Source organism: Burkholderia sp. Ap-955 (assembly GCF_011753045.1).
Taxonomy (GTDB): Bacteria; Pseudomonadota; Gammaproteobacteria; order Burkholderiales; family Burkholderiaceae; genus Burkholderia; species Burkholderia lata_D.
On record NZ_VWWH01000042.1, the window covers coordinates 35,600 to 59,285 of the forward strand.

Annotated in this window: 24 protein-coding genes and 3 pseudogenes; 14 read left to right on the top strand and 13 right to left on the bottom strand. The window is 66.9% G+C overall.

Annotated features, from left to right (window positions below):
• Window positions 1–21: 21 nt before the first annotated feature.
• From F3J15_RS37810 to F3J15_RS21650, 3 genes and pseudogenes are all read left to right on the top strand, one after another.
• A pseudogene (locus F3J15_RS37810) lies at window positions 22–75 on the top strand (hypothetical protein); the annotation flags it as partial.
• Between the two features lie 183 nt (window positions 76–258).
• Window positions 259–825, top strand: coding sequence for a LysR substrate-binding domain-containing protein (locus F3J15_RS37815; protein ID WP_240159107.1), 567 nt, complete (start codon window positions 259–261; stop codon window positions 823–825).
• 377 nt (window positions 826–1,202) lie between these two features.
• A complete protein-coding gene (locus tag F3J15_RS21650) occupies window positions 1,203–1,976 on the top strand; it encodes a glycine betaine ABC transporter substrate-binding protein (protein WP_345891573.1) in 774 nt (257 codons plus the stop codon).
• 9 nt (window positions 1,977–1,985) lie between these two features.
• On the opposite strand, the pseudogene F3J15_RS21655 reads toward F3J15_RS21650, so the two are convergent.
• The 5 genes and pseudogenes from F3J15_RS21655 to uxuA all read right to left on the bottom strand — a co-directional run.
• Window positions 1,986–2,118 (bottom strand): annotated as a pseudogene (locus F3J15_RS21655) (IS5/IS1182 family transposase); the annotation flags it as partial.
• Between the two features lie 127 nt (window positions 2,119–2,245).
• The gene (locus F3J15_RS21660; protein WP_089447809.1) at window positions 2,246–2,641 is read right to left on the bottom strand and encodes a hypothetical protein; all 396 of its coding nucleotides are present in this window, start codon (window positions 2,639–2,641) and stop codon (window positions 2,246–2,248) included.
• A 121-nt stretch (window positions 2,642–2,762) separates the two neighbouring features.
• Window positions 2,763–4,196, bottom strand: coding sequence for a PLP-dependent aminotransferase family protein (locus F3J15_RS21665; protein ID WP_166893935.1), 1,434 nt, complete (start codon window positions 4,194–4,196; stop codon window positions 2,763–2,765).
• A gap of 130 nt (window positions 4,197–4,326) precedes the next feature.
• Window positions 4,327–5,637, bottom strand: coding sequence for an MFS transporter (locus F3J15_RS21670; RefSeq protein WP_166893937.1), 1,311 nt, complete (start codon window positions 5,635–5,637; stop codon window positions 4,327–4,329).
• Window positions 5,638–5,708: 71 nt separating this feature from the next.
• Window positions 5,709–6,773 carry a mannonate dehydratase gene (gene uxuA, locus F3J15_RS21675; RefSeq protein ID WP_345891572.1) on the bottom strand — a complete coding sequence of 355 codons (1,065 nt, stop codon included), beginning with the start codon at window positions 6,771–6,773 and terminating at the stop codon, window positions 5,709–5,711.
• A gap of 270 nt (window positions 6,774–7,043) precedes the next feature.
• Here uxuA and F3J15_RS21680 point away from each other — a divergent pair, with 270 nt between their 5' ends.
• From F3J15_RS21680 to F3J15_RS21690, 3 genes are all read left to right on the top strand, one after another.
• Window positions 7,044–7,766, top strand: a complete 723-nt coding sequence (locus F3J15_RS21680) for a FadR/GntR family transcriptional regulator (protein WP_166893942.1) — start codon at window positions 7,044–7,046, stop codon at window positions 7,764–7,766.
• A 162-nt stretch (window positions 7,767–7,928) separates the two neighbouring features.
• Window positions 7,929–9,059, top strand: a complete 1,131-nt coding sequence (locus F3J15_RS21685) for an extracellular solute-binding protein (RefSeq protein ID WP_089447806.1) — start codon at window positions 7,929–7,931, stop codon at window positions 9,057–9,059.
• A complete protein-coding gene (locus F3J15_RS21690) occupies window positions 9,056–10,846 on the top strand; it encodes a sensor domain-containing diguanylate cyclase (protein ID WP_166893944.1) in 1,791 nt (596 codons plus the stop codon). Before F3J15_RS21685 ends, F3J15_RS21690 begins: the two co-directional genes overlap by 4 nt.
• 103 nt (window positions 10,847–10,949) lie before the next feature.
• On the opposite strand, the gene F3J15_RS21695 is transcribed toward F3J15_RS21690, so the two are convergent.
• The 3 genes from F3J15_RS21695 to F3J15_RS21705 form a co-directional block, all read right to left on the bottom strand.
• The gene (locus F3J15_RS21695; RefSeq protein ID WP_089447804.1) at window positions 10,950–11,249 is read right to left on the bottom strand and encodes a DUF4148 domain-containing protein; all 300 of its coding nucleotides are present in this window, start codon (window positions 11,247–11,249) and stop codon (window positions 10,950–10,952) included.
• A 290-nt stretch (window positions 11,250–11,539) separates the two neighbouring features.
• Complete coding sequence (locus F3J15_RS21700; protein ID WP_089447803.1) at window positions 11,540–11,794, bottom strand: hypothetical protein; 255 nt, start codon at window positions 11,792–11,794, stop codon at window positions 11,540–11,542.
• A gap of 53 nt (window positions 11,795–11,847) precedes the next feature.
• Window positions 11,848–13,173, bottom strand: a complete 1,326-nt coding sequence (locus F3J15_RS21705; RefSeq protein ID WP_166893946.1) for a D-serine ammonia-lyase — start codon at window positions 13,171–13,173, stop codon at window positions 11,848–11,850.
• 109 nt (window positions 13,174–13,282) lie between these two features.
• On the opposite strand from F3J15_RS21705, the gene F3J15_RS21710 reads away from it, so the two are divergent.
• Window positions 13,283–14,233 (top strand): LysR substrate-binding domain-containing protein, encoded by a 951-nt coding sequence (locus tag F3J15_RS21710; RefSeq protein ID WP_166893947.1) that lies wholly within the window; start codon window positions 13,283–13,285, stop codon window positions 14,231–14,233.
• Window positions 14,234–14,354: 121 nt separating this feature from the next.
• Here the strand turns inward: F3J15_RS21710 and F3J15_RS21715 are convergent, their stop codons facing one another.
• Window positions 14,355–14,492, bottom strand: coding sequence for a hypothetical protein (locus F3J15_RS21715; RefSeq protein ID WP_166893899.1), 138 nt, complete (start codon window positions 14,490–14,492; stop codon window positions 14,355–14,357).
• A 98-nt stretch (window positions 14,493–14,590) separates the two neighbouring features.
• Entirely contained in the window at window positions 14,591–15,451 is an 861-nt protein-coding gene (locus tag F3J15_RS21720; protein WP_089447800.1) for a sulfite exporter TauE/SafE family protein, read from the bottom strand.
• Between the two features lie 320 nt (window positions 15,452–15,771).
• On the opposite strand from F3J15_RS21720, the gene F3J15_RS21725 reads away from it, so the two are divergent.
• Together F3J15_RS21725 and F3J15_RS21730 are read left to right on the top strand one after the other, a co-directional pair.
• Window positions 15,772–16,668 carry a LysR family transcriptional regulator gene (locus F3J15_RS21725; protein ID WP_166893949.1) on the top strand — a complete coding sequence of 299 codons (897 nt, stop codon included), beginning with the start codon at window positions 15,772–15,774 and terminating at the stop codon, window positions 16,666–16,668.
• A 123-nt stretch (window positions 16,669–16,791) separates the two neighbouring features.
• On the top strand, window positions 16,792–17,421 hold the full coding sequence (locus tag F3J15_RS21730; RefSeq protein ID WP_166893961.1) for a LysE family translocator: 630 nt from the start codon (window positions 16,792–16,794) through the stop codon (window positions 17,419–17,421).
• A gap of 72 nt (window positions 17,422–17,493) precedes the next feature.
• On the opposite strand, the gene yddG is transcribed toward F3J15_RS21730, so the two are convergent.
• Window positions 17,494–18,438 (bottom strand): aromatic amino acid DMT transporter YddG, encoded by a 945-nt coding sequence (yddG, locus tag F3J15_RS21735; RefSeq protein ID WP_166893951.1) that lies wholly within the window; start codon window positions 18,436–18,438, stop codon window positions 17,494–17,496.
• A gap of 207 nt (window positions 18,439–18,645) precedes the next feature.
• Window positions 18,646–18,933 carry a hypothetical protein gene (locus F3J15_RS21740; protein WP_166893953.1) on the bottom strand — a complete coding sequence of 96 codons (288 nt, stop codon included), beginning with the start codon at window positions 18,931–18,933 and terminating at the stop codon, window positions 18,646–18,648.
• Between the two features lie 276 nt (window positions 18,934–19,209).
• Between F3J15_RS21740 and F3J15_RS21745 the strand changes: the two genes are divergently transcribed.
• Both F3J15_RS21745 and F3J15_RS21750 read left to right on the top strand, forming a co-directional pair.
• Window positions 19,210–19,437 (top strand): TonB family protein, encoded by a 228-nt coding sequence (locus F3J15_RS21745; protein WP_205190905.1) that lies wholly within the window; start codon window positions 19,210–19,212, stop codon window positions 19,435–19,437.
• 36 nt (window positions 19,438–19,473) lie between these two features.
• Window positions 19,474–20,085, top strand: coding sequence for a hypothetical protein (locus F3J15_RS21750; protein ID WP_166893956.1), 612 nt, complete (start codon window positions 19,474–19,476; stop codon window positions 20,083–20,085).
• 66 nt (window positions 20,086–20,151) lie between these two features.
• On the opposite strand, the gene F3J15_RS21755 is transcribed toward F3J15_RS21750, so the two are convergent.
• On the bottom strand, window positions 20,152–21,837 hold the full coding sequence (locus F3J15_RS21755; RefSeq protein WP_166893957.1) for a metallophosphoesterase family protein: 1,686 nt from the start codon (window positions 21,835–21,837) through the stop codon (window positions 20,152–20,154).
• Between the two features lie 323 nt (window positions 21,838–22,160).
• Between F3J15_RS21755 and F3J15_RS21760 the strand changes: the two genes are divergently transcribed.
• The 3 genes and pseudogenes from F3J15_RS21760 to F3J15_RS21770 form a co-directional block, all read left to right on the top strand.
• Entirely contained in the window at window positions 22,161–22,460 is a 300-nt protein-coding gene (locus tag F3J15_RS21760) for a YXWGXW repeat-containing protein (RefSeq protein WP_166893958.1), read from the top strand.
• 241 nt (window positions 22,461–22,701) lie between these two features.
• On the top strand, window positions 22,702–23,466 hold the full coding sequence (locus F3J15_RS21765; protein ID WP_166893959.1) for an RNA polymerase sigma factor: 765 nt from the start codon (window positions 22,702–22,704) through the stop codon (window positions 23,464–23,466).
• A pseudogene (locus F3J15_RS21770) lies at window positions 23,463–23,686 on the top strand (hypothetical protein); the annotation flags it as partial. The gene F3J15_RS21765 and the pseudogene F3J15_RS21770, both read left to right, overlap by 4 nt.

The window sequence follows — 23,686 nt, forward strand, 5'->3', positions numbered from 1 at the left end:
GTGACCGCCGCCGCCAGGCAGATGCACCGGACGCAATCGACGATCAGCCTTCGCATTCGTACGCTCGAAGAGCGGCTGGGAACGCACCTGTTCCTGCGCGACAGCCGCCGTCTGGCGTTGTCGCGAGACGGCGAAAACTTCCTGATTCACGCGCGCCGCATCATTCAGGTGCAGAACGAAGCGATAGCCGCACTCAAACGCACGGGCAGTCATGGCGTAATCCGCTTCGGCTTGCCTGAGGATTACGCGGAGCTTTGGTTGCCCGATCTGCTCGAGAAGTTCTATCGCCTGCGGCCGGATGCGCGCCCGCATATCGATTGCAGGATGTCGCTGGAGCTGATCGAGCGCCTGCAGGCGGGCGAACTCGACCTGGCACTCGTCGTCAGGCACAACACGCAAAGCGGCGGTCGTCATCTCGGCCGCGAGGACGTGGTGTGGGCCGCGCATCGCGATTTCGTGTTACCGGGTGGCGCGTCCGTGCCGCTCGCGCTGTTTCCGGAAACCTGCTGCTACCGTCAGCGCGGACTCGCGGCCCTGGCGGCACTCGGGCGGCCGTATCACGTGGTCTACACGAGCCAGAGCCCGACCGGCATCAAGGTCGCCGTCAATCACGGTGCGGCGGTGACGATCATCGACCGCTGCACGCTGCCCGCGAACTGGCGCGTGCTGGACCTGGAAGACGGCTTGCCGGCGCTGCCGCCCGCGGATCTCGAACTGCTCCGCGCCCCCGGCAATCGCGATCCTGCCGCCGACGATCTGGCCCTGCTGATCGAGACGATGGTCGAGGAACGCCGCCGCGCGGCGAGCGCGCTGTCGCCCGACTGAATGATCGCGCATCGCATCCGGTAGCCTCGGGTGAACCGGGCCAAACGCAACGACGCGATCGTTCGGCCTCTCCGATGGTCCCTATCGGAATTCCTCGCTGTCAAAACGAAATTGGCGCAATAAACATATCGGTGAGCGAACGGATGACCGTCGCCATGGATGCCGGCGTCCGCGCGATCGCGCACGCCCGGTTCCATCGGCCACGTCATGCCGTGCCCAAGTTCCTTCGCCATCCAACAGGAGCCTTTCCCATGATCCCTTCGTTGCTTGCCCGCTTGTTCATTGCCGCCATGCGCCGCCCGGTACTCGGACGGTGCATGCTTCTCTTCGCGCTATCGGTTTCGGCGTTCGCACATGCCGCCGGCAATGGAACGGTCGTGATCGGAGTGAACAACTGGGCCGAGAATATCGCGGTCGCGAATCTGTGGAAGGCGCTGCTCGCGGAAAAGGGCTACGACGTCACGCTGCAGCCCGGCGACAAGGCCATCATCTACAACGGCGTCGCGCAGGGCAAGCTCGATCTGACGTTCGAAGTCTGGCTGCCGTCCGCGGACGGCCCGCCGTACGACGCGATCAAATCGCGCGTCGAGAAAATCGGCCCGTGGTTTCCCCGCGCACAGCTCGGCCTCGCGGTGCCCGATTACGTCGCGATCGACAGCATCGACCAGTTGAATGCAAATGCCGCACAGTTCAGCCACGACGGCAAGCCGACGATTTTCGGCATCGAACCTGGCAGTGGCTTGATGAAACTGACGGGCGAGGCGCGCGTCGCGTATGCGCTTGACGCAACCGTGCTGCCGTCATCGGAGGCTGCGATGCTGCTCGCGCTGGAACGCGCGGAAAAGCGTCGCCAGCCGATCATCGTCACGCTGTGGAATCCGCACTGGGTGTGGGCGAAGTATCCGATGCACTACCTGAAAGACCCGAAGCAGGTGTACGGTCAACCCGATGCGATCTATGCGATCGCGAAGTCGGGTTTCGGTCGTGCGCATCCGGATGTCGCGCGCTGGCTCGGTGCATGGAAGATGGACGACCAGGCACTCGGCTCGCTGATGAACGATATCCGTGCAAACGGTGAATCCGATCCGCAGAAGGGTGTCGCGCGATGGATTGCCTCCAATCGCGCCCGGGTAGGTGAATGGCTACGCTAAGAGTCGGTTTCATACAGACTGTTCTGTATGCCGAAGGGTATTCCGGTAGATCGGGGCAGCAACCGCGTTTGAGAAACGCGCCGTGAATGTCGGCGCGGCGCTCGAAACGAACGCGCCGACGACGAAAAAGATGCAGCCAGGCGCGTACGTGCGTTCAACGCCCCGACGAGTGTCCACAGTTAGCCGATCGACGATCGGCATGCCCATCTCCTCGGCGTCGGTTATCCCGATGGCCGAGGTTTTGAAACGGTCCCTGGGTCTGTCAGGAATTACACCGGAGCGTCGACGACGAGCGCCGGATCGAGCGCGCGGATACGCTGGTCGATGAAGTAGCCGCCGCCTTCCTGGTAGCGCAGGAACAGGCGCCCGCACGAGCGGCAGCGGTTGACGGTGGAGCGGTTGTACGGGAAATGGCGCAATGCGATCGGCGCGTCGTCCGATGCGTAGTGCGTGCCGGCCGGATGATGTTCCGCGTAGGTCGGCTCCGTCTCGTCCGGCGGCACGAGCGTGGCAACCTCGTTCAGTTGCGCGTCCTGCAGCGACAGCGGCAGGGTCGTCCAGCCGGCGAGCGGTGTTTTCGTGCAGACGCAGGGCTGCGTGATGCGCGCCGCTTCGGCCGCGAGTTTCAACAGTGCATCGTGATCGAGGTAGGGCAGTGGGTTCATTGGCAATCGTGAAGGGGCCGCAGGATCAGCACTGTAACCCGCGCACGGACGGCGTGCACGGACTCGACGCGGACGACGAGCGGCGGTTGTCGCACGCCGTATTCCGCATGCCGCGTGCGATTCAACCGCCCTTGCGGACCGACGGCTGGGCGACGAGCTCGCCGAGCACACGGATCGCACGCTCGATGTCGCGGCTCCACGGATGGCCGAAGTTCACGCGCACGCAACGCTCGAAGCCGTGCGCGGCCGAAAACAGCGGCCCCGGCGCGAAGCTGATCCCGCGTGCGATTGCCTGGCGATGCAGCTCCATCGCGTCGATCGCGTCGGGAAACGCGAGCCACAGAAAATAGCCGCCTTCGGGCCGCACCCACTCGACGCCGGCCGGCAGCGAGCGCCGCAGCGCGTCGTCCATCCGGTCGAGCTGCGTATGCAGCGCGCCGCGCAGCTTGCGCAGGTGCCGGTCGTAACCGCCGTGCTCGAGATAGTTCGCGATACCGACCTGCGCGGGAATGCTGGCCGACAGCGTCGTCATCAGCTTGAGCCGCTGCACCTTCTCCGCGAACCGGCCGGCGGCGGCCCAGCCGATCCGGTAGCCGGGCGCGAGCGTCTTCGAGAACGAGCTGCAATGCATCACGAGGCCGTGTCGATCGAACGCGCGCGCGGGCAGCGGATAGTCGGGGCCGAAGTGCAGCTCGCCGTACACGTCGTCCTCGATCAGCGGCACGTCGCGCGCGGCGAGCAACTCGACGAGCGCGCGCTTTTTCTCGGTGGACAGCGTGACGCCGGTCGGATTCTGGAAGTTGGTCATGAACCAGCACGCGCGGATGTCGTGCCGGTCGAGCGCGTTTGCGAGCGCATCGAGATCGAGGCCCGTGCGCGGATCGACGGGAATCTCGACCGCGCGCAGGTCGAGCCGCTCGATCGCCTGCAGCGGTGCATAGAAACCGGGCGCTTCGACGGCCACGACGTCGCCGGGCCGTGTGACGGCCATCAGGCACAGGTTCAGCGCTTCGAGCGCGCCGTTCGTGACGACGATCTCGTCGATCGGCTGCGAGATGCCGGTCGCGAGATAGCGCCGCGCGATCTGCTGGCGCAGCGCCTCGTTGCCGGGCGGCAGGTCGACGACCGTGCTCCACGGGCTGACGAGCCGTGTGGCCTGGGCGAGCGATTTCGCGAGACGCGGCAGCGGAAACAGTTGCGGCGACGGGAAGGCGGAGCCGAGCGGCACGATGCCGGGTTGCGTGGCCGCGTCGAGGACGGAGAACACGAGGCTGCTGATGTCGACCTTGCGCGTGGCGCCGGCACGGTTTGCCTGGCGCTTGCCAGCCGGGCTGGCCGCCGGCGTGGCGCCCGGCGCGACGTAGTAGCCCGAGCGTTCGCGCGCGCGGATCAGCCCCCACTGTTCGAGCAGGTAGTACGCGCGAAACACCGTCGACTGGCTCACGCCGTGCTGCGCGATGATCTGCCGCAGCGACGGCAGGCGCGTGCCGACGGCGAGGTTGCCGTTGCGGATGTCGTCGGCGATCGTGTGGGCGAGGGTTTCGTAGCGTTTCATCGGCGAGGGCGGAGCGCACCGTCGCCACGCGCGGGCCGGAGTGGCGCCGCGCCGGCGGGCGCGGCTCATTGTCCGATGCGTGGCCCGAAAAGGAAAGCGCAGGCGCGGCGGGCCGCGCTTTCCTGCCGCGTCAGGCCGCGTTCGGCTCGACGTTCTGCCGGTTCGCGGCGCCGCGCAGCGGCGGCAACGGCTCGACCGTGCCGACGATGAACAGGTACGACAGTGCACCGACCACGCACAACGCGCCGGCCACCGCGAGCGGCACGACGAACGAGCCCTTCGTGATCGACAGCATCACGCCCGTGAACGTCGTGATGAAGATCCCCGCGAGATTGCCCGCGAAGTTCTGGATGCCGCCGAGCGATGCGACATGCGCGGGCGTCGGTGCGACTTCGCCGACGAGCGTCCACACGTTGGCGCCTGCAAACGACAGGCTCGCATAAGCCAGCGCGAACAAACCGAGGCAGGCCCACACGTTCTCGACGAAGGCCGACAGCGCGATCGACGAAGACAGCAGCATGCCGAGCACGAGGCAGGTCTTGCGCGCGGCGGTCGCGCTCCAGCCGCGGCGGAACAGGCTGTCCGACACATAGCCGCCGAGCCAGCCGCCGGGAATCGCGAGCAGCGCGGGCAGCATGCCCCACGTGCCGAGCGACGCGAGCGAGAAGCCGCGCGACTGCAGCAGGTAGCTCGGGAACCACGTGATGAAGAAGTAGATCGCGAAGTTCAGGCAGAACAGGCCGATCATCATGCCCCACACGGTGCGGTAGCGGAACAGGTCGAGCCACGACACCTTCGGGCCGTCGGTTGCGGCCGCAACGGTCGTTGCGCCACGCTGCGCGAGCAGTGCATCGACGGCGTCGGGCGCGATCGCGCGATAGCGTTCCGGGTCGCGATAGATGAACCACCACGCCAGTGCCCACACAATGCCGATGCCGCCCGTGATCACGAACGACCCGCGCCAGCCGACGATCGAGATCAACCACGCGACGAGCGGCAGCGACAGCGCGGAGCCGACGCGCGAGCCGCTGTCGAAGATGCTGCTCGCGAGCCCGCGTTCGCTGCGGGGGAACCAGTTGAACGCGACCTTCGCGAACGACGGGATCGCGGCCGCTTCGCCGACACCGAGCATCAGCCGCACGCCGACGAGCTGCGTGAGGCCGCGCGCAGCGCCGGTCGCGACGGTGAACACCGACCACCAGCCGACCGCGAGCGCGAGGCTCACGCGTACGCCGACCTTGTCGATGAACCAGCCGGCCGGCAGTTGCAGGAACGCGTAGGTCCAGAAGAATGCGCTTAGCACGAGCCCCATGCCGACCGCGTCGAGGCCGAGGTCGGCGCGGATGCTGGGCGCCGCGATCGCGAGGTTCGCGCGGTCGATGAAGTTGATGACGTTGGCCAGGAAGCACATGAGGATCATGGCCCATCGGATGCGTGGCATGCGGTGTCTCCGCGCGGAATGTCGTGACGGGCCGCCGGCGATCCGCAGCGCCGGCGGCCTCGATGGGCGGGTTATCGGGTGGCGTGCGACGGCGCGCGGTCGAACTTCGCGAGCGCTTCCCACAGGCCGTTCAGGTAGACCGCGCCGAGCGCGCGGTCGTAGAGGCCGTAGCCGGGCTTGCCCGTCTCGCCCCAGATCATGCGGCCGTGGTCGGGGCGCACATAGCCGGTGAAGCCGGTGTCGTGGTAGGCCTTCACGATCGCGGCGATGTCGAGCGAGCCGCAGCTCGACAGGTGGGCGGTTTCCTCGAAATCACCGTTCGCGTCGACCTTCACGTTGCGGATGTGCGCGAAGTGGATGCGGCCCATCGCGCCGAATTCGCGCACGAGCGCCTCGACATCGTTCTGCGGGCCCGCGCCGAGCGAGCCCGAGCACAGCGTCAGCCCGTTCGCGGGCGTGTCGACGATGCGCACGATCCGCGCGAGATCGTCGCGGTTCTTCACGATGCGCGGCAGCCCGAAGATCGGGCGCGGCGGATCGTCGGGGTGGATCGCCATCTTCACGCCGGCTTCCTCGGCGACAGGGATGATCGCCTTCAGGAAGTATTCGAGGTTCGCCCACAGCGCGGCTTCGTCGACGTCGCGATACTCGGCGAGCAGCGCCTTCAACTGTTCGGGCCGGTAGCTCGAATCCCAGCCCGGCAGCGCGATGCCGTCGTCCGGATCGATCCGGTCGACCGCGTCGGTGCTGAACGCGAGGCAGGTCGAGCCGTCGTCGAGCGTCTTCGACAGCTCGGTGCGCGTCCAGTCGAACACGGGCATGAAGTTGTAGCAGATCACGCGCACGCCGGCCGCGCCGAGATGGCGAATCGTCTGACGGTAGTGGTTGATCAGGCGGTCGCGGCCCGGCTTGCCGAGCTTGATGTCTTCGTGGACGGGCACCGACTCGACGACTTCGAACTGCAGGCCGGCGCGCTCGATCGTCGCCTTCAGCGCGTCGATCTTGTGCGCGGGCCAGACTTCGCCCACCGGTTCGTCGTAGATCGCGGACACGATATGCGTGACGCCGGGGATCTGGCGGATGTATTGCAGCGAGACCGGATCGGACTCGCCGTACCAACGGAAAGACATCTTCACTGGAGCGGCTCCTGGCTGGCGGTTGAGGCATCGGACGGACGGGCGGCAGCGTGCCGGCCCCGTCTCCGGTGTGCGGATTATGATTGGTATGCCAGTTCCGCGGGATAGTGGTTTACCAGTTATCGAGATGGAACCGGGGTATCAGCGCGTCACAGGAAAGGCATGCGTTGCACCGGCCACCACGCCGAATCGGAGGCTGCCCGGAATTGGTGTACCATTTTGGCGATCCGGTGCCGCGACGGCGCCGGCCAGCCTGTTGCGAGCCTTTCGATGACCGATCTTTCCAGCCTGCCCGCCAGCCGCGATACCGATGCCGCGGACCGCTCCTATATCGGCCTTGCGCGGCAGATTCACGCGATGGTGGCCGCCGGCGCGTTCGAGGCCGGTGCGCGGCTGCCGTCCGAGCGCAGCCTGGCCGACCAGTTCGGCGTGAGCCGCACGCAGGTGCGCGAGGCGATCATCGCGCTCGAGGTGCAGGGGATCGTCGAGGTGCGGATCGGTTCGGGCATCTACGTATCGGCGGCCGACGGCGCGCGGCCGGTGACGTTCGAGGTACCGCGCGGCCCGGGGCCGATCGAGACGCTGCGCGCACGCGGGCTGATCGAGGCGGAAGTCGCGGCGCTCGCGGCGACCGAACGCAAGGATGCGGATCTCGACCGGCTGTTTTTCTCGCTGACGACGATGCGCGAGCAGATGGACGACAAGGTCGCGTACGACGCGGCCGATCGCCAGTTCCACCTGCGTATCGCGGAATCGACCGGTAACACGGTGCTGCTGCACATGGTCACCGCGATGTGGGACTGCGCGCGCAGCGATCCGCTGTGGGACAAGATCGAAGAGCATTTTCACTCGACCGCGCTGCGCGAGGCGTCGCAGGAAGATCACCAGCGGATCTTCGCGGCGATCATGGCGCGCGACGCAAATGCGGCACGGGACGCGATGCGTGCACACCTGTCGCGCGTGATCGCGGAATTCACGCAGGCGTGGCGCTGACGCTCGTTCCGTCAGAGGAAAGAGGCCGGCGTAACGTTACCGTCATACGACGGCGAGGACCGGTGCGCGCGCGCCCCCTTGTACGGCTTCTTCCGATTGCACGACCGCAGGTTTTATGGTCTTGTTGCGGGATATCGCATCGACTCAAAAAAGGACAGTCGAATGCAGCCGGGCGATTCACACGGGGTCCTATTCATCAGGGGAATCGGCGCACGTACGCGCGTACGGTTCGCCGTGCGCAGGCTGCTCATCATTTTGACAGCGGGCTTGCTTGCCCCTGCGCTTGCGGCTTTCGCCGCCTCTCCCGAAACCGTCAACGACAACGTGCTGCGTGTGCTCGCATGGCCCGGTTATGCGGACAGCGATGTCGTCAGCGCGTTCGAGGCGCAATTTCACGCCCGCGTCGAAGTGACGTTCGTCGACTCCGACGAAGCTCTGTGGGCGCGGATGCACAGCGCGGCGCCACCGCCGTACGACGTACTGGCCGCGAATACGGCCGAGATCCAGCGCTATGCGCACGAACGCCTGCTCGCGCCGATCGACCTGCCGCGCATCCCGAACCGGCGGCGGCAGTTGCCGAACTTCCAGCAGCTCGCGGCGATCGACGGGCTCGTTGAAGCGGGCGCCACGTATGCGATCCCGTTCACGTATTCGTCGATGGGGCTGATCTACGACCGCAAGCAGGTGCCGGCCGCGCCGCGCTCGATGCGGGAGCTGTGGAATCCGCGCTACCGCGGCAAGGTGCTCGACTTCAACAGCGCGCAGCACAATTTTTCGTTTACGGCGCTGGCGCTCGGCTATCCCGATCCGTTTCGCCTGTCGCCCGCGCAGACGCTCGCTGTCGCGCACAAGCTGATCGACCTGCGCCGCAACCTGCTGACGTACTACACGCTTCCTGAAGAGGCGACCGCGTTGTTCGTCCAGCATCGTGCGGCGCTGATGTTCGGCAACTACGGCACACAACAGGTCGAACTGCTGCGACGTGCCGGCGCGGACGTCGGCTACGTGATCCCGGATGAAGGCGCGCTCGCGTGGCTCGACTGCTGGGCCGTCACGCGCGGCGCGCAACATCCGGAGCTCGCGATCGCGTGGATCAATTACATGCTCGAACCGGCGATCGGCGCGCTGCTGACCGAACGCCAGGGCCTCGCGAACACGCTCGCGCCGCCGCCGGGACTCGACACCGGACACCAGCATCTCGTCTGGCTCCAGCCCGTCGAGGACATCGCGCGGCGCGAATCGCTGTGGAGCCGCATCGTGTCGGGCGACCGGCCGGAGCGGTTCGGAAAATGATCCGGCTCGGGCTCACGTCGAAACTGTCGGTGCTGTTCGCGTGCATCGGCGTGATCGCGTCCGGCGCGACCGGCTATTACGCGTATCGCGCGAACCGCACGATGCTCGTGCAGGAGGCGCAGCACAGCCTGCTGATGTCGACGCAACTGCTCGGGCAGCGCTTCACCGCGGTGCTGTCCGACGTCGCGGACGATGCGCTCGTGCTCGCGCAGTTACCGTCGACTGCACAGGTCTCGGGTGGCGACAACCGGGATGGCGCGCCACGCGCGCGGCTCGAGCAGGTGTTCTACAGCTTCATGAGAAATCATCCGGAGTACCTGCAGGTCCGCCTGATCGCGCGCGGGGATTTCGGACTCGAACGCATCCGTGTCGATCGCGATGGGAATGGCATCGTCGTGCTGCCGGACAGTGCGTTCCAGGAGAAAGGACAGTTTTCCTACGTATTCGATACGCTGGCAACGGCGCCCGGTCATATCTACCTGTCGCCGATCGTGATCAACCACGAGACGGGGTCGCACGCGGCCGAAGGGCTGCCGATCCTGCGCGTGGGCACGCCGGTCGTCGACGCGTCGGGCCAGACGGTTGGCGCGCTCGTCGTCGACGTCGAGCTGTCGCGCGTGTTCGACCGGCTCGAGCGCGATCTGCCGGAAGACTACACGGTGTACCTCGCGAACGAGTGGGGCGATTTCCTCGTGCATCCCGATCCGTCGCAGACGTTCGGCTTCGATCGCGGCCGGCGCGTGCTGATGCAGGACCGCTTCGCCGCCACGCGCGCGCTGTTCGACAGCGGGCGCGTCAGCGTTGCCTTCAATGGCCTGGCCGACCCCGACGCGGCGCCGGGGCAGATGTTCGCGTTCGTGCGCACGCCGTTCGGGCACGACGAGGGCAACCGCTTCGTCGTGCTCGGGATGGGGCGCCCGCTGGAGGATGTGTTGTCGCCGGCCGGCATGCTCGGCGAACGGATCGTCCGGATGGTGCTCGTGTCGAGCTTGATGGCGGTGATCCTCGCGATCCTGTTCGCGCGTGCGATCACGCGGCCGCTGCAGACGCTCGCGCGAGCCGCCACGCACGTGTTCGACGATCCGGCCGCCGAGCAGTTGCCGGTCGGGCGTGCCGACGAGATCGGCGTGCTCGCGCGCTGTTTCGACAGCATGCGCGTCGAGATCCGCACGCAGGTCGCGATATTGCGGGCGAAGCAGCTGGAGCTCACGCACCTCGCCGGACACGATGCGCTGACCGAGCTGCCGAATCGCCTGCTGTTCATGGAGCATCTCGATGCCGCGATCCGGCGTGCGGCCGCGATGCACGAAGGGCTGGCCGTGATGTTCGTCGACCTCGACCGCTTCAAGCAGATCAACGACCAGCACGGACACTCGGCCGGCGACCGCACGCTCGTCGCGGTCGCCAAGCGGCTGAGCCTCGTGCTGCGCGGCGGCGACATGGTCGCGCGGCTCGGTGGCGACGAATTCATCGTGCTGATTACGGACGTGCACTCACCGGCGGTGATCGGCGACGTCGCGTCGCGCATCCAGCTCGTGATGGACGAGGAACTGGAGTTCGGCGACCGGCGCGTGGCCGTCGGCGCGAGTATCGGCGTCAGCGAGTTTCCGGCCGACGGCGCGTCGGCCGAGGAACTGCTCGTCAAGGCCGATGCGGCGATGTACGCGGCGAAGGCGTCCGCGCAGCGCGCGTTCGTGCGCTATCAGGAACTGGTCGGCAACGGGAGTGGCGCCGGCACCGGGACGGACGAAGCGGCCGGCCGCGTCGCGTCGGGCGGCGGCCGGTGACGGCCGGTCGCTGACCTGCGCGTTGCAAACGCCACGAGCCCGTCGCAAGACGGGCTCGTGGCGGGTGCGGACTGCGCGCGAAGGCGCGCAGCGGCAGGCTTGCTTAGTGGCCGAAGTAGACCGAGTCGCGCGGGTTTTGCACCTTGGCGGCCGGTGCGCCACCCTGGACGGTCGCGGCCGGTTGCGCACCGTAGCCGCTGTTGTCTGCGGCGTGCACGCGGGCTTGCGCGGCCTGGATGTCGGCCGGGTAGTACGGGCTCGACTGGCTCGGCTTGTAGCCGGCGCTTTCGAGCTGGACCAGTTCGTTGCGCACCTGGGCGCGGGTCACGGTGCTTTGGGCGAAGGCGCCGAACGAGGCGGACAGGGCGACAGCGGCAACGACTGCGGAAACGAGCGATTTCATGATGACCTCCGATGTTTTTGGCTTTCCGCGTTCGACACCATGTCGTAAGCGGTTGATTACATCGTAGGCGCCGGTCGACCTAGGGTAAACGTGAGTTTCGGCGAAAGATCGTTGCAGCCGGGACAATAATTTCGAGACAAATGCCTTCCGTCCCTAATCGACGTTGCCGGATTTGCAACGGAGAGGAGGCGGACGCGCGCGGCGCGGATCGCACGCAGGGGGCACGCACGGGCAGGCGCGCGGCGGCGAAGGCGCGGGCGGAGAGGGGGACGAACTGCGACGCTGCCGGATCAGGCGTCGTCGTCGATTTCCTTGCGTTCCCGGCGTTCCTCGTTGCCGCGGCGCGCGCGCAGGCGCTGGCGCGACAGCACGGCGATCACCTGCTGGGTCGGCGCGCCGGACGGCAGTTCGTTGCGGATGCGATCGGGCACCATGGGCAGGCCCGCGCGCTGCCGGCGCAGCGCCTTGGCGATTGCCCGGCGGCATTCGTCACCGTGGCAATCCCATTCATCGCGGATTCTCTGGCAATAACGGCATTGTTCCATCGGGACAGTCTAACGCGTCTTCGGGAACGGGGCTGAACGCTTGCCCCGACGCGTCACGGGTTGGCTGCGGCACCGGCGAGCGTATTCGCATGCGACTGGAAGCGTCGGTGCTCTTCTGGCGGCACGAGCGAGCCGCCCGTCGCCCAGATGACGTGCGTCGACCGGCGCAGGTCGATCGCGTGGCGATGCACGTAGTCGCGGCCGGCCGGGGACGCCGTCAGCCAGCCGGGGCCGCTGACGGCAGCGGCGGCCGACGGTTCGAGTTCCACGCCCGTCGCGCGCTGGACCGCGAGCAACTGGGCGTAGAGCTGCGCGTCGCTGACGGTGAACACGCCCGACAGCAGCGACGCCATCAGCGGACTGACGAGGTGCGATGCCTGTGCGACCGCCAGGCCGTCGGCCTCGGTCCGGTTGTCGAGCCCCACGTCGTAGACGGACACGGGCTTCCCGGGGCCGGCGGCCAGCTGGACCAGCATGCATGGCGACGCGACGGGTTCGGCGAAGAAGCAATGCACGTGCTCGCCGAACAGCGCCTTGAGGCCATACGCGATGCCGCCCGGTGCGCCGCCGACCCCGCACGGGATATGGACGAAGAGCGGATGCGTCGCGTCCACGCGGCGGCCCGCGTCGGCGAGCTGCGCGGCGAGGTGCCGGGCGCTGGCCGCGTAGCCGAGGAACAGCATCAGCGAACCTTCGTCGTCGACGAAGTGGCTGCGTGGCTGATCGCGTGCCTGCGCGCGTCCGGCCGCGACGGCTTGCGCATAGTCGCCGTCATGTTCGATCACGCGAACGCCGCGCTTTCTCAGGCGCGCCTTCTTCCACGGCTTCGCGTCGGTCGACATGTGCACGACCGATTCGAACCCGAGCGCGGCGGCCATCACGCCGATGCTCAGGCCGAGATTGCCGGTGCTGCCGACGATGACGGTGTGCGCGGCAAACAGGTCGCGTGCGGCGGCCGATGCGAGGTTCCGCCGGTCGCCCGCGGGGTCGAGCAACCCGTGTTCGATCGCGATCGACTCCGCGAGTGCGAGCACTTCATGAAAGCCGCCGCGCGCCTTGATCGAACCGGCGATCGGCAACGCGTCGTCGCGCTTGATGAACCAGGCGCCGTGTGCGTCTGCCGGGAGCGACAACATGCGCTGCAGGGTGTCTGCCGGCATCAGCGGCGATTCGATTTTTCCCGCGCTCGCCGCGAGTTCGGGAAACAGCTCGGCCATCAACGGTTCGCAGCGCGCCAGCCGCGCTTCGGCCATCGCAATGGCGCTGAGCCCCGGCGCGTCGTGCGGCAACGGACTGCCGGCATGGGGATTCAGCCACAGCAGCGGGTGGCGGGATTGCAGTCTGGCTAATAGATCGGCGGGCTGGAGCGTGATGGTCATGGGTCGATCTTGTGCTGGATAAACGTTAGGTATGGCCGGAATGCTACGATCCGGGAAGCCTGCGCGAAAGCGCCGATTTCTAATGAATCCATTAGCCTGACTGATATCTATGCGACTCGACGGTTCGATCCTGGGTGCGTTGCTCTGCTTTGAAACGGCCGGCCGGTTGCTGAGCTTCACGAAGACGGCACAGGCGTTCAACCTGACGCAAAGCGCCGTGAGCCAGCAGATCCGGAATCTGGAGGACCGGCTCGGCTATCCGCTGTTCGTGCGCCAGGCGCGCGGACTGAAGCTGACCGAGAAGGGCGAAATCCTGCTCGGGACGATGTCGAGCGCGTTCGTCGACATCAATCGCACGCTTCAGGCGCTCGGCATGTCGGATGCGCCGCTGCAGGTCAGCTGCCTGCCGTCGCTCGCGCTGCAGTGGCTGATGCCGCGCCTGTCCGAATTTCACCGGCAACAGCCGAACGTGCCGGTTCGCGTGAAGGCCGAGTTTCAGGTGCTGGATCGCCAGGCCATGGAGACCGACGACATCGATGTGGCGGTGCGCTACGACCCGGTGCAATACGATCGGCTGCATGCCGAGGCCATCCTCGACGAAATCCTGTTTCCGGTCGCCACGCCGGCGTATCTGGCGCAGCATCCGGCCTTTGCCAGCGGCGAATCGCTGGACGGCGTCGTCCTGCTGCACGACGCCGCGCCGTGGGGCGGCGCGCCCGAGTTCGTGGAGTGGCGCACGTGGCTGGAGGCAGTCCGTCCGGCGTGGGCGGCCGATCTTGACGGCCCGCAGTTCAATTTCTCCAGCCTGGCAATCACGGCTGCGTTAAACCATCAGGGTGTCGCGATGGGGCGCGCCGCGCTCGTGCATGACGAGATTGCGAGCGGGCGGCTCGTGGATGTCTTCGGCAGGCACGTGCGTGCGCCGGCGCGCTACGTGCTGTTGTCACGCCATCCCGACGATCCGCGTACCGAGGCGTTTTCGGACTGGCTCAAGGCCGAGTGCAAGCGCTTCGATGCAGCGCGTTCACGTTGGCTTTCGAACGGAAGCAAACGCGGGTAGCTGACGCTGTCGGGTAGCTGAATCGGAGTACGAAGGAGTCGGGTGACGAATGCGGATGCAAACTACAGTTTCCCGTCCGTCTCCATACGGATGGCTTGCGCGTGGACGGGGCCGGCAAGCGTTACTTGAGCTGCCAGATGCCCCAGACGGCGATCAACAGGCCGAGGCCCAATCCGCAGCCGAGCAATACGTAGGTTTCCATGTGATGCCTCTGAAAGCGTGGCAGCGCCGATGCGGGCATCAGCGAGCGAGCAGCCAAGTCGGTGACGTATCGTTCGGCCCGTCGGGCGGGGCGATACGCCGGGGCCGCGAATACTACGCTTCGCAGCTTTCAGAACGCATGCGCGATCGATGGCTTTACGCCATCTCCTGGTTCTTGCCGGTGTGCGCGTGGTTCATCTGGGTAACGTGCGATCCACCGTGCCGGAACACGCCCGATTTCCAGATCATCTGCGATGCCGCGACGAGCACGAACAGCAGCACGACCCTCCTGAAGAGGCGGGGCGACATCTTGTCCCGCAGCGGGCGAACGAGCCACATGCCGGCAATCGCGGGCAGGCTGGCTACCGCCGAGATCGCGAGGTCGGCGCCGCTCGCGTGCGCGGCGCCGCTGAACGTCGTGATCAGCGTGACGATCGACACCACGAGGATGATCGCGATCTGCTTCGTGAAGACGCGTCCGGTTGCACCGGACGAAATCAGGTAGGTGGCGAGCAGCGGGCCGGGAACCGACGCGATGCTTTCCATCAGCGCCGCACCGAAGCCGAGTGCGAAGCCGACGGGCTTCTGCCATGCGTCCGGCAGGTTGAGTTTCGGCGCGGCGAGCATCAGCGCCGCGGCCACGATCAGCAGCGCGCCGGACGCCGCCTGCGCGTGGCCCGGATTGAGCGACAGCAGGATCGCCACGCCGACGATATTGCCGATCACGGTGCCCGCGATCGGCGCGGCGATCTTGCGTGCCGTCGCCAGCAGTTGGCCGCCTTCCAGCGCCTGCGGGATGTTGCCGAGGATGATCGGCATCGACAGCAGCAGCACCGCGTGCCGGATCGGCAGGAACTGGCTGAGTATCGGCATCGCGATCAGCGGCACGCCGATGCCCGTGATCCCCTTGGCCATGCCGCCCAGCAGCAGCGCAACGGCGATACCGGCCAGATCGAACGCGCTGAGCCCCTGCAGGCTGGAGACCAGTACACCTTCAGTCAGATTGAAATGCATCATGGAATGGCATGTCGCGGCATATCCGGCAGCGAGCGTTGTCGATGGCGCACGTGGCGGTCGCGTGTGTCTTGCACGCACTTGTTCTGGATCGGCTTGAACCGGAGTCGATCGCTGGGCGCCGCGCCGTTGTGCGGCCGGGACCGCCGGCAATCGATAGGCGGTTCGTGGATGCATCTTACCTGAGCGTTGCGAAGGACATTCGGCGCTGGCCGTGGCGCGTCATGGGTCGCGTCGATGTGACCATTGCAGCTGTTCAATATAATTCATGATGGTTTTTCATTTCATGTGCCGGATTCATATCGTTGAACAAGGAGGCGTCGATGACGCTCGCCCAGTTGCAGGCCCTGGCGGCCGTGGTCGAACTCGGCTCGCTCACGGCTGCGGCTGATCGGTTGAGCCGCAGTCAATCCGCGATCAGTCATGCATTGACCGAGCTGGAAGACCTGACGGAGGTCAAGCTGCTCTGGCGCGACCGGCAGCCGGTCGTCCTGACGGCGGCGGGTGAACGCCTGTGGCCGTACGTCCAGAACGTGGTGCGGGAAGCACAGCTGTTGCGCCAGCAGTTCAGCCTGTCGCGCGGCAAGCTCGAAGGGAAGCTGGTGGTCGCGTCGTTGCCGAGCGTGTCGCTAGCGTTCGTCGTCCCTGCGCTCGAGGCGTTGAAGGAAATGCACCAGGGCGTGTCGGCGGTGCTGCTCGAAGGCACGGACAGCGAAGTCGAAGGGTGGATCGACGACGGTACGGCCGATGTTGGCGTGGTGGCCGGCACGAAGACGTTCGCACACAATCTGCCGCTGCTCGACGAGGACTTTGTCGCGGTGGCGGCCGACGGCATGTTCGCCGGCCGCAAGAGCGTGTCGGCAAAGCTGTTGTCCGCGGCGCCGTTCATCTTCTCGAAGGCAGGGTGCGGGCCGGTGATCGCGGACTACTTCGCGCGCAGCGGGGTGCCGCTGCGGGCCGCGTTCAACGTGGTCGAGATGCGGACCATTCTGTCGATGGCCGAGGCCGGCATGGGCGTGTCGATCGTGCCGCGCATCACGCTCACGTACACGCCGTTCGGCGGCCACGTGCTGGCGTTGTCGCCCAGGCTGCATCGCTCGGTGCGGTTGTCGTGGAATACGGCCGGCAACGCGGTCGCAGAGGAGTTCGTGCGGCTCGTCGACGCGCAACGCGCGAAGGCGGCGAAGGCGGTCAACACGCGCGCGAGAAAGGCCAGGTAACGAACGGCTTCGGCGATGAACAGCGCTCATGGGCGACTTGAAGTTTATTCAAGCCGATGACAGTCGAGATGCAATACATTGTTCGAACTCGCCCCTGACCGCTTCGTCCCGAAGGAGATTGCCGTGCCGACCGTGCCCACCTTGCTTGCTTTCGGACTCGTGTCGCTCGGCATGGTGCTGACACCCGGGCCGAACATGATCTACCTGGTGTCACGCTCGATCTGCCAGGGCCGCCGTGCCGGGCTGGTGTCGCTCGGCGGCGTCGCGCTGGGGTTCGTGTTCTACATGGTGTGCGCGGCGCTGGGCATCACCGCGCTGGTGATGGCCGTGCCGTATGCGTACGATGCGCTGCGTTTCGCTGGTGCGCTTTATCTGGCGTACCTGGCGTGGCAGGCGCTGAAACCGGGCGGTCGCTCGGCATTCCAGGTCAGACAGTTGCCGCACGACAGCCGGGCCAGGCTGTTCGCGATGGGCTTCGTCACGAACCTCGCGAATCCGAAGATCGCGGTGATGTATCTGTCGCTTCTGCCGCAGTTCATTTCGCCGGGCCATGGCAGCGTGCTCGCGCAATCGCTGGCGCTCGGCTGCGTGCAGATCGCGGTGAGTGTCAGCGTGAATGCGCTGATTACCTGCATGGCAGGCGGCATCGCGGGCTTTCTCGCGGGGCGGCCGGTCTGGGCGTCGGCCCAGCGCTGGTTGATGGGCACGGTGCTGGCCGGGCTGGCTGTGCGTATCGCACTCGAGTCGCGCTAGCGCGAGTGGTTGACGGTTTGCAGGACCGCCGGGGGCTTTCAAGCGGCATCGCAACGAAAGCGCCCGGCATCGTCAGCCCTGGCAGTTGCCCTGCGCTTCGTTGCCGACCCGGACGGGCGCGGCTTTTTCACGGCGCCGGCCGCGCGTTGCGAGCCAGCACAGAATCGACCCGCCGCAAACCATCGATGCGCCTTGCCAGAATTCGATCGACAGCGGCGCGTGCAGCAGCGTCGCGGCGAGCAGGGCGGCGAGCACCGGCGTGAAGTACGACGCGCCGACGATGACCGTCACGTTGCCGTGCATGATGCCGGTGTTCCAGGCCGCATAGCCGAAGCCCAGCGCCGATGCCGCCAGCACGATGTAGATGACCGCATGCAGGCTGAACGTCATGCCGCCGCCGCCTTCGATCGCAAACTTGATCCAGAGCGCCAGCGCCACCAGCATGAAGAACGGCGTGACGCCGTTCTTGCCGTTGGCGAGGCGTGCCGTCACCGTGCAATAGCCGGCCCAGATCAGCGCGCCCAAGAACGCGAGGCCGTAGCTCAGCGGATTGTCCGCGACGTTGTGCAGCATGCCGGCCGGGTCGAGCCCCTGGTCGCCGCCGAGCACCCGGCAGATCCCGAGCATCGACAGCAGGACGCCGGGCACGACCAGCAGGTTGGCGCGCTGCTTGTTGAACACGATCGCGGCGACCAGCGTGAAGCTCGGCCACAGATAGTTGACCATCGCGACTTCGATCGCCTGCTGGCCGTTGCTGGCATAGCCGATCGACAGCGACAGGCACAGCTCGTACGAGACGAACAGCAGCCCGCCCCAGAGCAGATACTTTTTCGGGAATGTGCTGAGATCGGGGAAGCCGATCGTAAACAGCAGAAGCGCGGATGCGACCGTATAGATCATCGCGGCGCCGCCGGTCGCGCCGAGGCTTTCGCTCACGCTACGAACCAGGGCGACCACGGAGGCCCACAACAACACCGCGCCGAGCCCGGCGAGCGTGGCCTTATTCTTGCGCTTCATGCTTCCTGCCTGTTTCAACATTCAAATTCGAATTCGGATGAGTCGGTTCCACCTGCATGAGCCACGCGCGCATTCGGCATGCGGGACGGCCATTGCGGACGGAAGCGCGTAGTTTAACGGGGTGACGGAGATCGAGCAGCGGCGTCGGCGGTGATCAGCCCGGCGCCTGAGGCCGATTCGGGAGCATGGGCGTCACGCGGCAACCGGTCAGGCGTCGTCGATGTGCCAGGCCGTGCCGATTGCCGACAACGCGCGGCCGATCGAGTCGAGCATCGCGTCCCGCGTCGGCCCGAGCGTCGTGACGAGGAAGAAGCCGTCTTCTTCGGTCGACAGGCCGATTAGCGGCCAGTTGCCAGAGGCGTCACGGACTTCAAGTTGTTGCCGGACGGGATCGATGTCAATGTCGTCATGCGCTTGCCGCAACGCATTCCCGATTGCATCGAATGCGTCGGCCGACGGGATCGTGTGGATGCGGTATTCGAAACTCATTTTCATGGGCCGGTGGGCGAGGCGGGCAGTCTAACGCGTGCCATGGGGCAACGCCCCGCCATGGGCGTGTGACAGGCGCTTACACGCCGTCGCGTTATAGTCATGCAGCCGTCGTCGCATGCGTCGAATCCCATGAGACGAACCAGAAGATCCATGTTGAATCGCTCAATGCGCGTCATTTCAGCCGCCGCCTTCGCCGCGCTTTCTGGCGTCGCGCGTGCCGAAGCGCCATACGTCTAGACAAGCGAGGTCGCGCGCTGCCCTCGGATTGCTTCCCGCGACGTGCCGTATCAGGCGAGCGCTCGCCGGGCCGTGCAAAGCGGAGAGGTGACGGTCGGAGGCGTCGTGTTGCCGGACGGGACGGTGTCGGACGTGACGTTGCTGGAGGGCAGCGGGCACGCGGAACTCGACGCCATGGTGACTGCGGCGTTCACGCGCATTCACTGTACCGCCGACGAAGGCGCACGCCCGATTCGCATGAAGGAGAAGGTCACGTTCTCGCTGATGTAGCGAGCCGCCCGTATCGAGCTATCAGAGAGGGAAGCCATGAAAGACGTGCCGTATTTCGCGCAATGGGAATCGTCGCATCTGGTTTCGCGGTTCGTGTCCCGCGAGCTGCGCTCGGAGGACGACCCGTTGTGGCATCGCTCCGGCGCGAGCACGCCGGAAGAATACGCGCAGTGGAGCCCGAGCATCTGCGGCATCGCGTGCCTGAAGATGCTGCTCGCGTACCGCTCGAACACGATCGTGCCATTGCTCGAACTGGTACGCGAAGCCGTCGGGTTCGGCGTCTATCGGCCCGAACTCGGCGACACCGGCAAGCGCCTGCATTACCGGCCCTTCGTGCACTGGGTGCGCGAGCGGTACGGGATCGATGGCGATGTCGTGGAAGGGATCGATTCGGCCGCGCTCGAGCCGAAGCTGCGGGATGGCCACATGCTGATGGCATCGGTTCATCCCGGCATCCGGCACGACGGGTTCGAACCGCCGTCGCGCGGCGGGCATATGGTGCTCGTGTACGGCGCGAACCGCGACACCGGCGACTGGCTGTTCCACAACCCGTCCGGGTTCGACGCGCGCACGCAGCAGAACGCGGCGATGCCGCGCGCGACGTTCGACCGCTATTTCGCGAACCGCGGCATCCTGATCGCCCCATAACGTTGCGTAGGCAACGAACCGTGCAGGCGAAGCATCAGGCGCCCGCCGCAACGGGCGCCCGCCCGATCACCGCTCGTTGCGCTTCTTGCTCAGTTCGATCGTCTCGAATAGCACGTAGTCGGCGGTCGGGTGCTGGTCGGCGCCCGGCGCGTGGTAGTAGCGCATCGTGATCGTCGTGTGCCCGCCCGGCTTGCCCGGGTCGTGGTCGAACACCGCGATCCCGTAACCGGTGCCCGTATCGCGGCGCGCGGACCAGATCGCATCCTCGAGCGCATCGGCCGGCGCGCGCACGAACGTATTCGGCGCCGTGCCCGGCACCGGCCGGTTCGGCTTCGTGAACACCTTCGCCCGCGCAAAGCCGGTCGCCGGGTTTTCGCCGTACACGTCGAGCGGCGCACTGGTACCGCCGCCGCCGAGGATCAGGTGGATCGTGCCGTGGCTCGTGTCGAACTTCGTGCGGTCCGGGTCGTTCGAGCCGACCGGACGCGGCTGCAGCGTCTCGACGACTTCGCCGGTCGTCGCATCGACACCCGCGCGGTGATTGCAGCCGCGCACCGGGTAGCTGCGCTCGTAGTCGTGATCGTGGCCGCACAGCACGAGGTCGACGCCGTAACGGTCGAACAGCGGCAGCCATGCTTCGCGAATGCCCTTGTCGGAACCGTTGCCCGTCTTCGACGAGCTGAGCGCGTCCTGGTGCATCTGCACGACGATCCAGTCGATGTCGTCGTCATGCGCGGCATGACGCAGCGTGTGTTCGAGCCAGCGCGTCTGCTCGCCGTTGCTGTAGCCGCGCACGTAGAACGACGTGCCGGGCTCGATCGGCGGGTGGCCCGTGCTCGCGGCCGGCACGAGCGGCGCGGGGCCGCCGACGAACGCGGCGGCGTCCTGATACACGACATCGTCCGCATCGAGCGAGACGAACAGCACCGAGCTCACGCGGAAGCTGTACCAGCGGCCCTGGAAGCGCGTGCCGTTCTCCGGCAGCGTATAGCGCGCGAGATACGAGTCGAGCCCCTGCGGGCCGTTGTTGAACTCGATCTCGTGATTGCCCGGGCACGGCATCCACGGACGATTGGCGGCCGACGTCTGGTTGTTGTTGCCGAAATCGCGCCACACCTCGGGCTGGTGCGCGGGGTTCAGGTTCGCGTAGCAGAGGTCGCCGTTCAGCAGGTGGAACAGCGGCTGGAACTGCTCGACGGCCTGCACCGCGAAGCGGCTCTGCGGCGACGACAGCACCCATGCGCCGTTCGGCGTCGCGAGATCGCCGTAGCTCGTGAAGCGGAACGGTGCGCGGCCGCGCGGCGCGGTCGAGAAATTCGCGGAAAACGGCTGCGCGGCGTTGCTGTCGTTGTCGGCCGTGATCTCGTAGCGGTAGCGCGTGTTCGGCTTCAGCCCGTGCACGCGTGCGTGGTACGCGAATACCGTTTCGCCGTTCAGGCCGTCGGTGTACACGCGCTGGACGCCGTGCACGGTGCGCGCCGGCTCGCCGTCGGCGACGATGCGCGCGCGCGGATTGACGGCCGACGCGAGCGAGGCCCACGAGATCACGACTTCCGACGTCGGGTCGTTGCCCCACGTCAGGTGGACCTGTTCGGGCGTGCCGTCCGGGTTCGACGCGGCGGCCCTGGCTGCCGCGAGGCCACCGGCGGCGGTGGCGAGGCCGGATACGCCGGCGAATTTCAGGAAGCCGCGACGCGAGACGGACGCGGCCGGCTCGTTCGGCTGGATCGGGGAGTTGTCCTGGTTCGACATGGTCGGTGTTTTCGTGGGTGGAGACGCGAGATGTGGAACCGCCTGGCCGTGCGCGAGCATGGCCAGTGCGTGAGCCGGAAACGAGCGGGATCCCGGTGCGAGACATTGTCGAAGGGCAGTTTTGCCGGGTTGTGACAGCAGGGCAACCCCACGCGCGTGTCGGCACATGTCCGAGTGTGCGTATCACGGCATCCGGCCCGCGCAGGCGCGCATCCGGTTCGACCGAAATTTATTTGCAGACACCGCGACGGATTCCGTTCGCCCGCGCCGTTTAACGCATGAACGGCCGCTTCCGGTCGATACCCGCTACTTCGGAGTCTTACATGAAGCTTTCCATTCCATTGCGGTTCGCCGCGGCATGCGTGGCCGCGCTGGCGGCGTCGGCTGTCTTCGCGCAGGCCGTCATCGTCGCGCCTTACGCGCCGCCAGCGCCTCGCGTCGAAGTGGTGCCGGCGCCGCGCGCGGGCTATGTGTGGGACCAGGGCCACTGGCACTGGTGGCAGGGCCGCTACGTGTGGATTCCGGGCCACTGGCAAGTGGTGCGCGTCGGCTATCACTGGGTGCCGGGCCACTGGGCCGCGCGTGGTCCGGCGTGGCGCTGGGTGCCGGGTCACTGGGCCTGATGCGCATGCCGCCGCACGGCACGCGATGCTGGCGCGGTGGCGCTTACCCGCAACGTCATGAGGCGCAGCCATGCTTTTTCGAACCGTGGTGATACTCGCGGCCGCAGCTGTCGTGCTGGCCGGCTGTGTCGTGGTGCCGGCGCGTCCGGTCTATTACCGGCCCGCACCGGTCGTCGTATATTGAGCACGCCGGCCGCCGCTTGCGCAAACGGGCGGCCGGCACCCGATCGACCCGGTCGCCATGCAGCCTGAAACGGATGCCGATGAAACGGACCTTGCCGAGGCCGTGCGCGATGCGCGCGGCGATCACGAACCGCCAGTGTGGCGGGGCCGGGTAATGGCGCGGCGCATGCAAGGAGGGCACGACGATGAGCTTCAGTCTGCCGGCGGGCGCATCGACGATCGCGCCGCGGCACAGACGCGCGATGCGCTGGAGCGCCCCGCGTTGAGCGACGGCGATCCGGACGCGGCCCTGGTCGCACGGGTCGGCGCGCGCGACGCGTCGGCCGTGCGCATGCTCGTCGCGCGCAAGCTGCCGCGGCTGCTCGCACTCGCGACGCGCATGCTCGGCGACCGCACGGAAGCCGAGGACGTCGCACAGGAGACGTTCTTGCGGATCTGGAAACAGGCACCGGGCTGGCGCGAAGGCGAGGCACGGTTCGACACGTGGCTGCATCGCGTCGTGCTGAATCTGTGCTACGACCGCTTGCGCGGCCGCCGCGAGGAACCGGTCGACGTGTTGCCCGACGTACCCGATCCGCAACCGGAGCCGGCCACGCGCGCGGAGGCCCGCTCTCGCGACGCGCGCGTGCGGCAGGCGCTCGCGGCGTTGCCGGCGCGGCAGCGCGAAGCGCTCGTGCTCCAGTACTATCAGGAAATGTCGAACGTGGAGGCGGCCAACCTGATGGGCATTACCGTCGACGCGCTGGAAAGCCTGCTTGCACGTGCGCGGCGAAACTTGCGCGCGCAACTGGCGGGCGACTCACCTAGCGAGGACATCCGATGACACCCGAACGATTTCGTACCATCGTCGCCGCGTACGGCTCGGATGCGCGGCGCTGGCCGGACGGCGAGCGCGCGGCCGCCGAGGCATGGGCGCGCGCGCATCCGGGCGACGCATTGGCCGCGCTGGACGATGCCGCCGAACTCGATGCGTGGCTCGCCAACGATACGGTCGCACCGCCCGCGCCGGCGCTGGTCGAGCGCATCGTCGCGACGGCACCCGC